We start from the raw sequence: 14,497 nt of genomic DNA on the forward strand, positions 1-14,497 counted from the left end.
GTCCGTCCGCGCTTGACCTTGTCACCGGTGTCAAGCCTTAACGTCCCGTCCATGAGCGAAGATTCCCCGTCCCTCGTCCACTTGAACGGCCGCGAGGCGACCACCGACGGTCTCACCCCGCTCGCCTTCGCGGGCCACGCCCACTTCACCGCGATGCAGGTCCGCGGCGGCCGGATCCGCGGCCTGGACCTCCACCTGGAGCGGCTGCGGTCCGCGTCGGTGGAGCTCTTCGGCCGGGCCCTGCCCGAGGACCTGGTCCGCTCCCACCTGCGTACCGCGCTCCGCGAAGGACCGGCCGACCTTTTGCTGACAGCCACGGTGTACTCACCGGCCGGAGAATTCACCGCGGCCGACGCGGAACCCGGACTCCTCGTACGCACCGGACCGCCGTCCGCCGGCCCCGGCGGCCCGCTGGCGCTGGCGGCGACGGAACACGAACGGTTCCTGCCGCACGTCAAGCACGTCGGCGAGGTGGCCAAGACGCACCTCCTCCGCCGGGCCGTGGCCGAGGGCTACGACGACGCCGCCTTCCTGGACCGGGAGGGCCGGTTCAGCGAGGCGACGATCTGGAACCTGGTGTTCTGGGACGGCGATTCGGTGGTGTGGCCCGAGGCCCGGATCCTGACCGGAACGACGCTGGGCATCGTCCGCCGGCAGCTGGCCGCCCTCGGAATCGACCAGCGGGTCGCGCCGGTCACCCCCGACGGCCTGCCCGCCCTCGCCGGCGCGGCCGTCATGAACTCCTGGACCCCGGGCGTGCCCGTCCACCGCATCGGCACCACCGAGCTGCCCGTCGCACCACGCTTCCTGGAACTGCTCCACCGCGCGTACGAGGCCGAAGTGCCCACGGCACCCTGAGTCCACCGCACCCTGAAACGCACGGTGGCCGCCCCGGAAGAATCCGGGGCGGCCACCGACACGACGAACCAGGCCTCAGCCCACGTACGCGCCGCTCGCCGTCAGCCGCAGCGCCGTGTCGATCAGCGGGACGTGGCTGAACGCCTGCGGGAAGTTCCCCACCTGGCGCTGCAGGTTGGAGTCCCACTCCTCGGCGAGCAGGCCCAGGTCGTTGCGGAGCGCCAGCAGCCTCTCGAACAGCTGGCGCGCCTCGTCGACCCGGCCGATCATCGCGAGGTCGTCGGCCATCCAGAACGAGCAGGCCAGGAACGCCCCCTCGTCGCCCGCCAGACCGTCGACGCCCGCCTGCTCGCCCTCGGTGGGGTAGCGGAGGATGAAGCCGTCCTCCGTGGACAGCTCCCGCTGGATCGCCTCGATCGTGCCGATGACCCGCTTGTCGTCCGGCGGCAGGAAGCCCATCTGCGGGATGAGCAGCAGGGAGGCGTCCAGCTCCTTCGACCCGTAGGACTGGGTGAAGGTGTTGCGTTCCTTGTCGTAGCCGCGCTCGCAGACGTCCCGGTGGATGTCGTCGCGGAGCTCGTACCACCGCTCCAGCGGGCCTTCTACGTCCCCGGACTCGACCAGCTTGATCGTCCGGTCGACCGCGACCCACGCCATCACCTTGGAGTGGACGAAGTGCCGGCGCGGCCCGCGCACCTCCCAGATGCCCTCGTCCGGCTCCTCCCAGTGCTTCTCCAGGTACTCGATCAGCTTGAGCTGGAGGCCCATCGCGTAGTCGTTGCGGGTCAGCCCCGTCATGTGCGCCAGGTGCAGAGCCTCGGTGACCTCGCCGTAGACGTCGAGCTGGAGCTGGTTGGCGGCGCCGTTGCCGACCCGGACCGGGCCGGAGTTCTCGTAACCCGGCAGCCAGTCCAGCTCCGCCTCGCCGAGTTCGCGCTCGCCGGCGATGCCGTACATGATCTGGAGGTTCTCCGGGTCGCCCGCCACCGCCCGCAGCAGCCACTCGCGCCACGCCCGGGCCTCTTCGCGGTAGCCGGTGCGCAGCAGCGAGGAGAGGGTGATGGCGGCGTCCCGCAGCCAGGTGTAGCGGTAGTCCCAGTTCCGTACGCCCCCGATCTCCTCGGGGAGCGAGGTGGTCGGCGCGGCGACGATGCCGCCGGTCGGGGCGTACGTCAGCGCCTTCAGGGTGATCAGCGAGCGGACGACGGCCTCCCGGTAGGGACCGTGGTACGTGCACTGATCGACCCATTCGCGCCAGAACAGCTCGGTCGCCTCCAGGGACCCCTCCGGGTCGGGGAGGGCGGGCGGCCCGTGGTGCGAGGGCTGCCAGCTGATGGTGAAGGCCACCCGGTCGCCGGGGCCGACGGTGAAGTCGGAGTAGGTCGTCAGGTTCTTGCCGTAGGTGTCCGCCTCGGTGTCCAGCCAGACGGAGTCCGGCCCGGCGACGGCGACCGTGCGGTTGTCGACCTTGTGCACCCACGGCGTCACCCGGCCGTAGCTGAACCGCATACGCAGCTCCGAGCGCATCGGCACCCGGCCGCTGACGCCCTCCACGATCCGGATGAGCTGCGGTGCCCCGTCTCGCGGAGGCATGAAGTCGGTCACCCGTACGGTGCCGCGCGGCGTGTCCCACTCCGATTCCAGGATGAGGGAGTCACCCCGGTAGCGGCGCCGGTCCGCGGGGAGCGGCTCGGTTCCCTCCGCCCGCGCGGGAGCCAGCCGCCAGAAGCCGTGCTCCTCGGTGCCCAGCAGTCCCGCGAAGACGGCGTGCGAATCGAAGCGGGGAAGGCACAGCCAGTCCGCCGTGCCGTCCCGGCAGACCAGGGCAGCGGTCTGCATGTCTCCGATGAGTGCGTAATCCTCGATGCGCCCGGCCACGTGCGTCTCCAGTCGAACGGCCATGTCGCCCCGTCCGGGGCGCTTACTGGGGTATGGGGTCGTTGGGTCGTAGGGTCTTTCACCCTGGAGGAACCGACGAGTTCCTGTACCGGTAGCGGGCCCAATTGGTGCCGCCGCCCGGCCGTCTCGGCAGCGAGTGTCCGAGCAGGATACGACGCGGTACGAAGATCCGCGCGACGGTCCCCGCAACATCTCTGAGCTGATCGGGTGGGACGTGAAACGACTGGGGTGATGGTGTGACGCCCCTGTGCAGGGTGTGGCCGGAAGCAGCCTCCCCTCGTCGCTGTTACCCTGGTAGCCCGTGGACCGGTGGTCGTTCGCGAGAGCGGACGAGGCCCCCGAACCGCAGCGACGGCGCCCCCGGAGTCTCCGGTTCGGCGGCCGGTACGCACCTCACAACCGCGACCACGGGAGCCCCCTTTGGCTATGCAGCCCACATCCACGACGACCAAGCACATCTTCGTCACCGGGGGTGTCGCCTCCTCCCTCGGCAAGGGTCTGACTGCCTCCAGCCTGGGTGCCCTGCTGAAGGCACGGGGCCTGCGGGTCACCATGCAGAAGCTCGACCCCTACCTCAACGTCGACCCCGGCACGATGAACCCCTTCCAGCACGGTGAGGTGTTCGTCACCAACGACGGCGCCGAGACCGACCTGGACATCGGCCACTACGAGCGCTTCCTCGACGTCGACCTCGACGGCTCCGCCAACGTGACGACCGGCCAGGTCTACTCGCAGGTCATCGCCAAGGAGCGGCGCGGCGAGTACCTGGGCGACACCGTCCAGGTCATCCCGCACATCACCAACGAGATCAAGCACCGCATCCGCCGCATGGCCACCGACGACGTGGACGTCGTCATCACCGAGGTCGGCGGCACGGTCGGCGACATCGAGTCGCTGCCGTTCCTGGAGACCGTCCGCCAGGTCCGCCACGAGGTCGGCCGCGACAACGTCTTCGTCGTGCACATCTCGCTGCTGCCCTACATCGGCCCCTCCGGCGAGCTGAAGACCAAGCCGACCCAGCACTCGGTCGCCGCTCTGCGCAACATCGGTATTCAGCCGGATGCGATCGTGCTCCGCGCCGACCGTGAGGTCCCGACCTCCATCAAGCGCAAGATCTCGCTGATGTGCGATGTCGACGAGGCCGCGGTCGTCGCCGCGATCGACGCCAAGTCGATCTACGACATCCCCAAGGTGCTCCACACCGAGGGCCTGGACGCCTATGTCGTCCGCAAGCTCGACCTGCCCTTCCGGGACGTCGACTGGACCACCTGGGACGACCTCCTGGACCGCGTCCACAACCCCGACCACGAGGTCACCGTCGCCCTGGTCGGCAAGTACATCGACCTGCCCGACGCCTACCTCTCGGTCATCGAGGCCATCCGCGCCGGCGGTTTCGCCAACAAGGCCCGGGTCACGATCAAGTGGGTCACGTCCGACGACTGCCGCACCGCGGCCGGTGCCGCCGAGCACCTGGGCGACGTCGACGCGATCTGCATCCCCGGCGGCTTCGGTGAGCGCGGTGTCGACGGCAAGGTCGGCGCCATCCGCTACGCCCGCGAGAACAAGGTCCCGCTGCTGGGCCTCTGCCTCGGCCTCCAGTGCATCGTGATCGAGGCGGCCCGCTCGCTGGCCGAGATCCCCGACGCCAACTCCACCGAGTTCGACGCCGCCACCTCCCACCCGGTCATCTCGACCATGGAGGAGCAGCTCGCCTACGTCGAGGGCGCGGGCGACCTCGGCGGCACCATGCGGCTCGGCCTCTACCCGGCCAAGCTCGCCGAGGGCTCCCTCGTGCGCGAGGCGTACGCCGGTGAGCCGTACGTCGAGGAGCGCCACCGCCACCGCTACGAGGTCAACAACGCCTACCGCGGTGAGCTGGAGAAGAAGGCCGGACTGGTCTTCTCCGGCACCTCCCCGGACAACAAGCTCGTCGAGTACGTGGAGTACCCGCGCGAGGTCCACCCCTACCTGGTCGCCACCCAGGCCCACCCCGAGCTCCGCTCCCGCCCGACCCGCCCGCACCCGCTCTTCGCGGGTCTGGTGAAGGCGGCCGTCGCGCGCAAGGTCGGCGCGGCCGAGTAGTTCCGAGGCATTACGGTTGACCGGGGTACGGATCCTCACGGACACGTGCCCCGGTTTCTCGTTTTGTACGTGGTACGTGGGAGGACGCACATGGGTATCCAGGACACGCCCGAGGAGTGGCAGGTCACCGCGACCGTCACCCCCTTCACCGGCAACAAGACCAGCGTCCGCACCGACCAGGTGGTGATGCCCGACGGCTCCGTCCACGGCCGTGACTACCAGGTCCACCCCGGCTCCGTCGCGATTCTCGCGGTCGACGAGGACGACCAGGTCCTCGTCGTACGCCAGTACCGCCACCCGGTCCGCCAGCGGCTCTGGGAGATCCCCGCCGGACTGCTCGACGTCCCCGGCGAGAACCCCCTGCACGCCGCCCAGCGCGAGCTGTACGAGGAGGCGCACGTCAAGGCCGAGGAGTGGCGGGTGCTGACCGACGTCTACACCACGCCCGGCGGCTGCGACGAGGCCGTACGCATCTTCCTCGCCCGCGGTCTCTCCGACGTGGAGGGCGAGCGGTTCGCGGTCTCCGAGGAGGAGGCCGACATGGAGCAGGCCCGTATTCCGCTGCCCGAGCTGGTGCGCTCGGTGCTGGCGGGGGACCTGCACAACAACTGCCTGGTCGTGGGCGCCCTCGCGCTCACCGCCGTCCTCGCGGACGACGGCGTCGACTCGCTCCGCCCGGCCGAGGCGCCCTGGCCGGCCCGGCCGTTCGAGGCCTGACGGCCCGTCCGCTCTCTCCACCCCTCCTCCGGTCGGACGATCGTAAGAAATGCTGATCCGATCGGGGGGTGTTCCCCCGTGCCCCGCCCCGCTCCGCAGTGATCCACACCACCGCTGAACTACGCTCGAAAGGCCCCGACCGGAGTTCCGGCGGGCACCGCGTGCAGCGAAGTGGAGCGTGGCCCGTGACCGATCAGGCGGTGGACACCAGCGGCCCGGCCGAAGCTGCGGGGACCGAGGAGCCGCCCGGCGCCGCCCCGCCCCGATTCTTCGGCAGGGAACGCGAGTTGAAGGACCTGCGGGCGGACATCGAACGGGCCGGCCTGGACACCCTGGCCGGCCGCAAGACCCCCCGCGCCCGGGTCCTGCTCATCGCGGGCCGCCCCGGCTCCGGCCGCAGCGCACTCGCCGCCGAACTCGCGGGCGCCCTCACCGGTACGGGCACGGCCCCGGCCGACGCCTCGGGACCGGAATCCGGAACGGGCGCGCTGCCCTGGGCCGTTCCCGGTACGGGCTCCGGCGACTACCCCGACGGGGTGCTCCGGGTCGGCCTCACCGAACCCGGCGGCGAACCCGTCCCCACCGAACGCACCGCCGGCGAGATCCTCTCCCTGCTCGGTGTCGCCGTCCCGCCCGGCGCCGACCAGGACGAACTCTCCGAGATGGTCCGCGAGGCCCTCGCCGTGCGCCGGCTGGTGCTGCTGCTCGACGACGCGGCCGAGGCCGAACAGGTCGACCCGCTGCTCCCGGAGAACCCGGACTGCCTGGTCGTCGCCGTCGCGACCGGCCCGCTGACCGGAATCCCGGACGTGCGGCCCTGCACCATCGGCGGTCTTGAGGCGGGCGCCGCCGTCCAGCTGCTCGCCCGCGCCATCGGCCAGGTCCGTATCACCGTCGACCCGCGCACCGCCGAGAGCCTCTCCGAGGAGTGCGGGGGACAGCCCGCCGCGCTGGCCCTGATCGGCGGCTGGCTCGCCGCCCACCCCACGGCCTCCGTCGCCGACGTCACCAAGCAGCTCCACGAACTCCCCGACTCCGGCGAGCAGCAGCCCACCGGGGCCCGCCCGCTGGCCCGCGCCCTCCGGCTCGTCCACGACTCCCTGCCGCAGGCCGCCGCCCGGATACTGCGCCTCCTCGCCCTCGCGCCCGCCGGGCTCGCCGACGCCCACGCCGCCTCCGCGCTGGCCGGCTGCTCGGTCTCGGCCGCCCAGTCGACGCTGGACGACTTCGTGCAGCTCGGGCTGTTGCGGACGGACGGCGCCTCCCACCCCCAGTACGGAATCCCCGGCTGCCTCGCCCCGATGCTGCGGGCCCTCCTGGAGGACCGGGACCGGCCCGCCGAGATCCAGCTGGCCCGCGCCCGGATGCTGGAGCGGACCGTGCGCCGGCTCCAGGCCTGCCGGGCGGTCACCGAGGCCGACGGCTCCACCGCCCATCGCAAGCTCGCCGGACTGCCGCGCGCCCTGCGCTTCCCCAGCGCGGAGGAGGCGGGCGTCTGGCTGCTGCTGCGCCAGCCCGCCCTGCTCGCCTCGGCCCGGCTCGCGGTGGCCGACGGCGAGCTCGACACCCTGGCCCGGCGGCTGGTCGCCGCCCTGGTGCGGGCGCTGGCCGTGCACCGGGGCACCGAGGCCGCCGCCCCCGAGCTGTACGGGCTGCACGGCCTGGTCCTGGACGTGGCCGTCCGCCGCGATCTGCCCCGCGAACAGGCGGCGGCGCTGCTGAACCTCGCCGACCTTGACGCCCGCACCGGCCGCCCCCGGGACGCCCTGACCCGCTACCGGGCCGCGCTGGACGCCGGACGGGCCGCCGGGGACCTGTACGCGACGGGCCGCGCGATGGAATCCGTAGGCAGTACGTACGCCGAGCTCGGCGACTACCACCGGGCCTCCGACTGGTACGGCCGGGCGCTCGCCCAGCGCCTCACCCAGGGGGAGCGGGCGGACGAGGCACGCCTCTACGGACGGCTCGGCGCGGTCCACAGCTACGCCGGGCGGTACGGCGAGGCGCTGCGGAACTGGCGGGCCGCCGCGGCGGGCCACCGCAGGCTCGGCGACCTGGCGGCCCAGGCGCGGGCGCTCAGCGAGGCCGCCCGGGTGCAGGAGTACGCGGGGCGGCCGCACGACTCGCTGCACACCTGCCGGGAGGCGGCCGAGCTGGCCCGTCGCGCCGATGACGTGCGGCTTCAGGCGGCGCTGCAGCTCCGGCTGGCCGACACCCTGGACCGGCTCGGCGATCCGGCGGCGGCCCGGCTGCACAGGTCCGCTGCCGACAGATTGCTGGGCGAGGAGGGTTCTGCCTACGAAATCCGCAGTGCTTCGACAGAAAGTTAATGCTTTGTAAGGCTAGACAGCGCGAAGTCCTTCATTAGACTGGCTCTGCCGCGCTCGTTCGTGGCGTCTCCATTTATGATGTGTATGTCCGGGTGTGTACTGCCGTGCCCGGATTACCCTCCGAGCCAAGGACCGTGATCGACGTGAAGGTCGGCATCCCCCGCGAAGTCAAGAACAACGAGTTCCGGGTGGCGATCACCCCCGCCGGAGTGCATGAGCTCGTCCGCCACGGCCACCAGGTCGTCATCGAGAAGGACGCCGGCGTCGGCTCGTCCATCCCGGACCAGGAGTACGTCGCCGCCGGCGCGCAGATCCTGGACACCGCCGACGAGGTCTGGGCCACCGCCGACCTGCTGCTCAAGGTCAAGGAGCCGGTCGCCGAGGAGTACCACCGCCTCCGCAAGGACCAGACCCTCTTCACGTACCTGCACCTCGCCGCCTCCCGCGAGTGCACCGACGCGCTGCTGGCCTCCGGCACCACCGCCATCGCCTACGAGACGGTCGAGACCGCGGGCCGCGCGCTCCCGCTGCTCGCCCCGATGTCCGAGGTCGCGGGCCGCCTCGCCCCGCAGGTCGGCGCGTACCACCTGATGCGCTCGGTCGGCGGCCGCGGCGTGCTCCCCGGCGGCGTCCCCGGCACCCACGCCGGCCGTGCCGTCGTCATCGGCGGCGGAGTCTCCGGCTGGAACGCCACGCAGATCGCCGTGGGCCTCGGCTTCCACGTCACGCTGCTCGACCGCGACATCAACAAGCTGCGCGAGGCCGACAGGATCTTCGGCACCAAGGTGCAGACGGTCGTCTCCAACGCCTTCGAGCTGGAGAAGGCCGTCGTCGAGGCCGACCTCGTCATCGGTGCCGTTCTGATCCCCGGAGCCAAGGCCCCGAAGCTGGTCACCAACGAGCTCGTCGCCAAGATGAAGCCCGGAAGTGTACTTGTCGACATTGCAATCGATCAGGGCGGTTGCTTCGAGGACTCGCACCCGACCACCCACGCCGAGCCGACCTTCCAGGTCCACGAGTCGGTCTTCTACTGCGTCGCCAACATGCCCGGCGCGGTGCCGAACACCTCCACCTACGCGCTCACCAACGCCACGCTGCCGTACATCGTGGAGCTGGCGAACCGCGGCTGGGCCGACGCCCTGCGCCGCGACGCCGCACTGGCCAAGGGCCTCAACACCCATGAGGGCCAGGTCGTTTACCGTGAGGTGGCCGAGGCGCACGGCCTCCCGCACGTCGAGCTGAGTGCTCTCCTCGGCTGACGGGTCAACACCTCCCGTCAACATCGGGACTCCGGCCGGACCTTGCCGAGCAAGGTCCGGCCGGAGGTGTATCGGGCCCCGTGGGGCCCTTGCGCAACTCGCCTCGAACGTAACCCTTTACCCGATTCGTGCAGCGGCGAAATGTGCGGCTTGGTCGCTGTGCACCCTTGACAGCAAGGCGTTCGATTGCCGACACATCGGGCCGGGTCCGGCGGATTGTGTTGCTGCGGACGGGTGGCACGCCATAGAGTCGCCAATCGTCGGCATGGTGCCACGCTGACCTATCGATAAGTTTCCTGGTCACGTCCAAGGAGGTAAGACGACTTGTGAATGAGTCGACAATTACTCCCGGGGGTGGTCAACCAGGGATGCCTGCACGGGGTCTGAGCCCGATCGGGCTCGAAGCTGTCGGCTCCGTCGCTGTCCGCACCTTCGCCACCAAACAGCACATGACGACAGCCCCCCAGATGATGGACGGCCTACACGTGAACGCCACGGCCGGCAACGAGAGTGGCCGGAACACCGACCGCTTCGCCGACTTCGCCGAGGTGCCCGAGGGGCACTTCTACGACCCCGACGCCGAGTACGAGCCCGATCCGGAGTACGCGGCCACGCTCGCGCCCGACGCCGCACGCCAGCGCCGCGAGCGCATCGGCCCCACCGGACGGCCCCTGCCGTACTTCCCGATCCCGGGCCCCCTGACCGACCACGGCCCCGCGAAGATCATCGCGATGTGCAACCAGAAGGGCGGCGTCGGGAAGACCACGTCGACCATCAACCTGGGTGCCGCGCTCGCCGAGTACGGACGCCGCGTCCTGCTCGTCGACTTCGACCCGCAGGGCGCCCTCTCGGTCGGCCTCGGGGTCAACCCGATGGAGCTCGACCTCACCGTCTACAACCTGCTCATGGAGCGGGGCATGGCGGCCGACGAGGTCCTGCTGAAGACCGCCGTCCCCAACATGGACCTGCTGCCGAGCAACATCGACCTCTCGGCCGCCGAGGTGCAGCTCGTCAGCGAGGTGGCCCGCGAGTCCACGCTCCAGCGCGCCCTGAAGCCGCTGATGGCCGACTACGACTACATCGTGATCGACTGTCAGCCCTCGCTCGGCCTGCTCACCGTGAACGCCCTGACGGCCGCTCACAAGGTCATAGTGCCGCTGGAGTGCGAGTTCTTCGCGCTGCGCGGGGTGGCGCTGCTCACCGAGACCATCGAGAAGGTCCAGGAGCGGCTCAACCCGGAGCTGGAGCTCGACGGCATCCTCGCCACCATGTACGACTCCCGTACGGTGCACAGCCGCGAGGTCCTGGCGCGCGTCGTCGAGGCCTTCGACGAGCACGTCTACCACACGGTCATCGGGCGCACGGTCCGCTTCCCGGAGACCACGGTCGCCGGTGAGCCCATCACCACGTACGCCTCCAACTCGGTCGGCGCCGCCGCCTATCGCCAGCTCGCCAGGGAGGTGCTCGCCCGGTGTCCCGCCGAGTGAGTCTGCCGGGGGCCGACGAACTGTTCCGCACCACCGGGGGAGGGATGGGCCTCCAGTCCTCCTCCCCGGCGGACCGGCGACGCAAGGCGAACGGCGAACCACGGGTGCCCGCACCCGCGGGGGAGAGCGACCCCTCCGGCCAGGCGCCCGGCGCGGGCGGTCAGGGCGCGGCCCCCGCCGACCGGGCCGAGAGCCGTGAGGAGCACGCCTCCGCCGACACCGACGACTCGCGCGGCCGCGAGGGCGACCGCCGGGCCGCCGCTCCCGCCCCGTCCGGCGACCGGTCCGCGACCGCCGCCCAGGGTGAGCAGCCCCAGGCCGTCCAGCAGCAGCGCAGGCGCGGCGGCGGACGAGGCGCGAACCGGCGCCCCAGCGGCCGCGAACGCCACGACGAGAAGATCACGGTCTACGTTTCCGCCGAGGAGCTGATGGACCTGGAACACGCCCGGCTCGTCCTGCGCGGCGAACACGGCCTCGCCGTCGACCGCGGCCGCATCGTCCGTGAGGCGGTGGCGGTGGTCCTCGCCGACCTGGAGTCCCGGGGCGACGCGAGCATCCTCGTACGGCGGCTGCGCGGCCGCTGACCGGCGCAGCGCCGGTAGCCTGCCGGATGGACCCCGCCGACCTGCGGGGCCCGTCCGCGCCGCCGCCCCACCCCTGGACCGCCATGCCCATGCCCGACGACCCCGCCACCCCGCGCCGCCGTGCCCTGGGGCGGGGACCGGGGGCGATGGCGCCGCCGGCGGAGGCGGAGGAGGCGGCCCCGGAGCCCGTACAGCAGCCGGAGCCCGTACAAGAGCCGGAAGCCGTTCCCGTGCCGGACGCCCTTCCCGTACCGGAAGCGGCTCCGGAGCCGGAGCCCGTACCGGATCCGGACCCCGTGCAGCAGCCGGATGCGGACGACACGCGCTTCACCGTCCGGCTGGTGAACTTCGAGGGCCCCTTCGACCTCCTCCTCCAGCTGATCACCCAGCACAAGCTGGACGTGACCGAGGTCGCGCTCTCGAAGGTCACCGACGAGTTCATGGCGTACATCCGCGCCATGGGCCCGGACTGGGACCTCGACCAGACCACCGAGTTCCTCGTCGTCGCCGCCACCCTGCTGGACCTGAAGGCCGCCCGGCTGCTGCCCGCCGCCGAGGTGGAGGACGAGGCGGACCTGGCGCTCCTGGAGGCGCGGGACCTGCTCTTCGCGCGGCTGCTCCAGTACCGGGCGTACAAGCGGATCGCCGAGATCTTCAGCAGTCGCCTGGAGTCCGAGTCCCGCCGCCACCCCCGTACCGTCGGCCTTGAAGATCACCACGCCGAGCTGCTGCCCGAGGTCGTCATCAGCATCGGGCCCGAGGGGTTCGCGAAGCTCGCGGTGAAGGCGATGCAGCCCAGGCCCAGGCCGCAGGTGTACGTCGACCACATCCACGCCCCGCTGGTCAGCGTTCGGGAACAGGCGGGCATCGTGGTGGAGCGGCTGCGCGAGGCCGGGGCGGCGGTGAGCTTCCGGGTGCTCACCGAGGACGCCCAGGACACCCTCACCGTGGTCGCCCGCTTCCTGGCCCTGCTGGAGCTGTACCGGGAGAAGGCCGTCACCCTGGACCAGGACGAGGCGCTGGGCGACCTGCTGGTCTCCTGGTGCGGCGGGACGGACACGGAACCGGTGGTGACGGACGAGTTCGACCAGGAGGCAGCCGTATCGGCGCAGGAGCAGGAGGACGTACGGGAATGAGCGCGCAGCCCACCGCACAGGACGGGAGCCCCGACGAGGACACGGTCGCCTCGCTCGATCTGAAGCCCGCCCTGGAGGCGGTCCTCATGGTCGTCGACGAGCCCGCCACCGTCGACCAGCTGGCCAAGGTCCTCCAGCGGCCACGCAGAGCCGTGGCGGCCGCGCTGCGGGAGCTGGCCGACGAGTACACCGTCCAGCGCCGGGGCTTCGACCTGCGGTTCGTCGCGGGCGGCTGGCGTTTCTCCACCCGCCCCGAGTACGCGGCGGCCGTCGAGGGCTTCGTCCTGGACGGCCAGCACGCCCGGCTGACCCAGGCCGCTCTGGAGACCCTGGCGGTGGTCGCCTACCGGCAGCCGGTGAGCCGATCGAGGGTCTCGGCGGTGCGCGGAGTCAACTGCGACGGCGTCATGCGGACCCTCCTCCAGAGGGGCCTGGTGGCCGAGGCGGGCGCGGAACCCGAAACAGGTGCGATCCTGTACAGGACGACGAACTACTTTCTGGAGCGAATGGGCCTGCGAGGCCTGGACGAGCTCCCGGAACTCGCGCCCTTCCTCCCCGAGGCGGACGCGATCGAGGCTGAGACGCTAGAGGGTGTGCCGTCGTTCGATCCGGACGCACCGGACACCCCGGATACTCACGCAGACGACAAGACGGAATTTTGATGCGAAGCAGTGGCAGGAACAGCGGAAGCGGCAGCGGCGGCAGCGGCCGGAGTGGCGGAGGCGCGGGCAGCGGCGGCCGCAGTGGCGGCGGCTCCTCCCGCCAGGGTCAGGGCGGCGGCGGCCAGGGAGGCCGTCCCGGCGGCCAGGGCGGCGGCGGACGCGGCGGCAGCAGCCAGGGCGGGCGGCCCGGAGCCCCGGGCGGCCGTCCCTCCGGTCAGGGTGGCCGTCCCTCCGCTCAGGGCGGGCGCGGCGGCAGCCAGGGTGGCCGTCCCGGCGGCCAGGGCGGACGCCCCACCGGCCAGGGCGGGCGTCCTGGCTCCCAGGGCGGACGCCCGGGTTCCCAGGACGGGCGTTCGAGCTACCAGGACGGACGCCCGAGCTACCAGGGCGCTCGTGACGAGGAGCAGCGCCCCCGCCGCCCCCGCCCGGAGGAGCGCCGCTACGACGTGGGCAACGACGCCCCCGGCGTCCGGGCCGAGCAGGAAGGCCCCCGTAAGGGCCGTGGCTCGGCGGCGCGCGGCGGTGCCAAGGGCGGCCCGAAGCCCGCACAGGGCGGCAGCGGCCGCACTGGCGGTTTCCGCCGCGCGGCCCCCTCGCGCCCGCGTGAGCTGGACGCCAAGATCGAGCAGCGCAACCGCGACCGGTACGCGAACAAGCCCGTGATCAACCTTCCCAAGACCCACCCGGGTGCCGAGGAGGAGGGCGAGCGGCTGCAGAAGGTCCTCGCCCGGGCCGGCATGGGCTCGCGCCGCGCGTGCGAGGAGCTGATCGAGCAGTCCCGCGTCGAGGTCAATGGCGAGATCGTCGTCGAGCAGGGCAAGCGCGTCGATGTACACAAGGACGAGATCAAGGTCGACGGTCTGACCGTCGCCGCCCAGTCCTTCCTGTTCTTCGCGCTGAACAAGCCCGCGGGCGTCGTCTCCTCGATGGAGGACCCGGACGGCCGTCAGTGCCTCGGCGACTACGTGACCAACCGCGAGACGCGGCTGTTCCACGTCGGCCGGCTGGACACCGAGACGGAGGGCATCATCATGCTCACCAACCACGGTGAGCTGGCCCACCGCCTCACGCACCCCAAGTACGGCGTGAAGAAGACCTACCTGGCCGCCATCCAGGGCCCTCTGCCGCGCGACCTCGGCAAGCGGCTCAAGGACGGCATCCAGCTGGAGGACGGCTACGCCCGCGCCGACCACTTCCGCGTGGTCGAGAACACCGGCAAGAACTACCTGGTCGAGGTGACCCTCCACGAGGGCCGCAAGCACATCGTGCGCCGGATGCTGGCCGAGGCCGGCTTCCCGGTCGAGCGCCTCGTGCGGACGTCCTTCGGGCCGATCCCGCTCGGCGACCAGAAGTCCGGCTGGCTGCGCCGCCTCACCAACACCGAGGTCGGCATGCTGATGCGCGAGGTCGGCCTCTAGGGCGTGTCCGGCGGATCTTGACCGGGCCCGCGGCCGGTTCTGTTCAGATTTTCGAACAGAACCGG

11 protein-coding genes are annotated in these 14,497 nt (G+C 71.6%); 10 read left to right on the forward strand and 1 reads right to left on the reverse strand.

What is annotated here, in order from left to right:
• The first annotated feature begins 51 nt into the window (after positions 1-51).
• Positions 52-858, forward strand: a complete 807-nt coding sequence (locus ACK8N7_RS29605; RefSeq protein WP_500444541.1) for an aminotransferase class IV family protein — start codon at positions 52-54, stop codon at positions 856-858.
• Positions 859-933: 75 nt separating this feature from the next.
• On the opposite strand, the gene ACK8N7_RS29610 is transcribed toward ACK8N7_RS29605, so the two are convergent.
• Positions 934-2,736 (reverse strand): glycoside hydrolase family 15 protein, encoded by a 1,803-nt coding sequence (locus tag ACK8N7_RS29610; protein ID WP_403212239.1) that lies wholly within the window; start codon positions 2,734-2,736, stop codon positions 934-936.
• A 447-nt stretch (positions 2,737-3,183) separates the two neighbouring features.
• Here ACK8N7_RS29610 and pyrG point away from each other — a divergent pair, with 447 nt between their 5' ends.
• From pyrG to ACK8N7_RS29655, 9 genes are all read left to right on the forward strand, one after another.
• Entirely contained in the window at positions 3,184-4,839 is a 1,656-nt protein-coding gene (pyrG, locus tag ACK8N7_RS29615) for a CTP synthase (RefSeq protein WP_403211670.1), read from the forward strand.
• Between the two features lie 90 nt (positions 4,840-4,929).
• Complete coding sequence (locus ACK8N7_RS29620) at positions 4,930-5,556, forward strand: NUDIX domain-containing protein (protein ID WP_403211672.1); 627 nt, start codon at positions 4,930-4,932, stop codon at positions 5,554-5,556.
• Positions 5,557-5,741: 185 nt separating this feature from the next.
• Positions 5,742-7,886 carry a tetratricopeptide repeat protein gene (locus tag ACK8N7_RS29625; RefSeq protein ID WP_500444542.1) on the forward strand — a complete coding sequence of 715 codons (2,145 nt, stop codon included), beginning with the start codon at positions 5,742-5,744 and terminating at the stop codon, positions 7,884-7,886.
• 143 nt (positions 7,887-8,029) lie between these two features.
• Positions 8,030-9,145, forward strand: a complete 1,116-nt coding sequence (ald, locus tag ACK8N7_RS29630) for an alanine dehydrogenase (protein WP_403212241.1) — start codon at positions 8,030-8,032, stop codon at positions 9,143-9,145.
• A gap of 368 nt (positions 9,146-9,513) precedes the next feature.
• Entirely contained in the window at positions 9,514-10,632 is a 1,119-nt protein-coding gene (locus ACK8N7_RS29635; RefSeq protein WP_015607673.1) for a ParA family protein, read from the forward strand.
• Positions 10,629-11,216 (forward strand): hypothetical protein, encoded by a 588-nt coding sequence (locus ACK8N7_RS29640; RefSeq protein WP_500445865.1) that lies wholly within the window; start codon positions 10,629-10,631, stop codon positions 11,214-11,216. The genes ACK8N7_RS29635 and ACK8N7_RS29640 overlap by 4 nt, the downstream gene beginning before the upstream one ends.
• A gap of 83 nt (positions 11,217-11,299) precedes the next feature.
• Positions 11,300-12,352 carry a segregation and condensation protein A gene (locus ACK8N7_RS29645; protein WP_500445867.1) on the forward strand — a complete coding sequence of 351 codons (1,053 nt, stop codon included), beginning with the start codon at positions 11,300-11,302 and terminating at the stop codon, positions 12,350-12,352.
• A complete protein-coding gene (gene scpB / locus ACK8N7_RS29650) occupies positions 12,349-13,014 on the forward strand; it encodes an SMC-Scp complex subunit ScpB (RefSeq protein WP_403211676.1) in 666 nt (221 codons plus the stop codon). Before ACK8N7_RS29645 ends, scpB begins: the two co-directional genes overlap by 4 nt.
• Positions 13,014-14,432, forward strand: a complete 1,419-nt coding sequence (locus ACK8N7_RS29655) for a pseudouridine synthase (protein WP_403211678.1) — start codon at positions 13,014-13,016, stop codon at positions 14,430-14,432. Before scpB ends, ACK8N7_RS29655 begins: the two co-directional genes overlap by 1 nt.
• The last annotated feature ends 65 nt before the right edge of the window (positions 14,433-14,497 follow it).

Origin of the sequence: Streptomyces griseobrunneus (assembly GCF_046713465.1) — a bacterium.
Classification (GTDB): domain Bacteria; phylum Actinomycetota; class Actinomycetes; order Streptomycetales; family Streptomycetaceae; genus Streptomyces; species Streptomyces microflavus.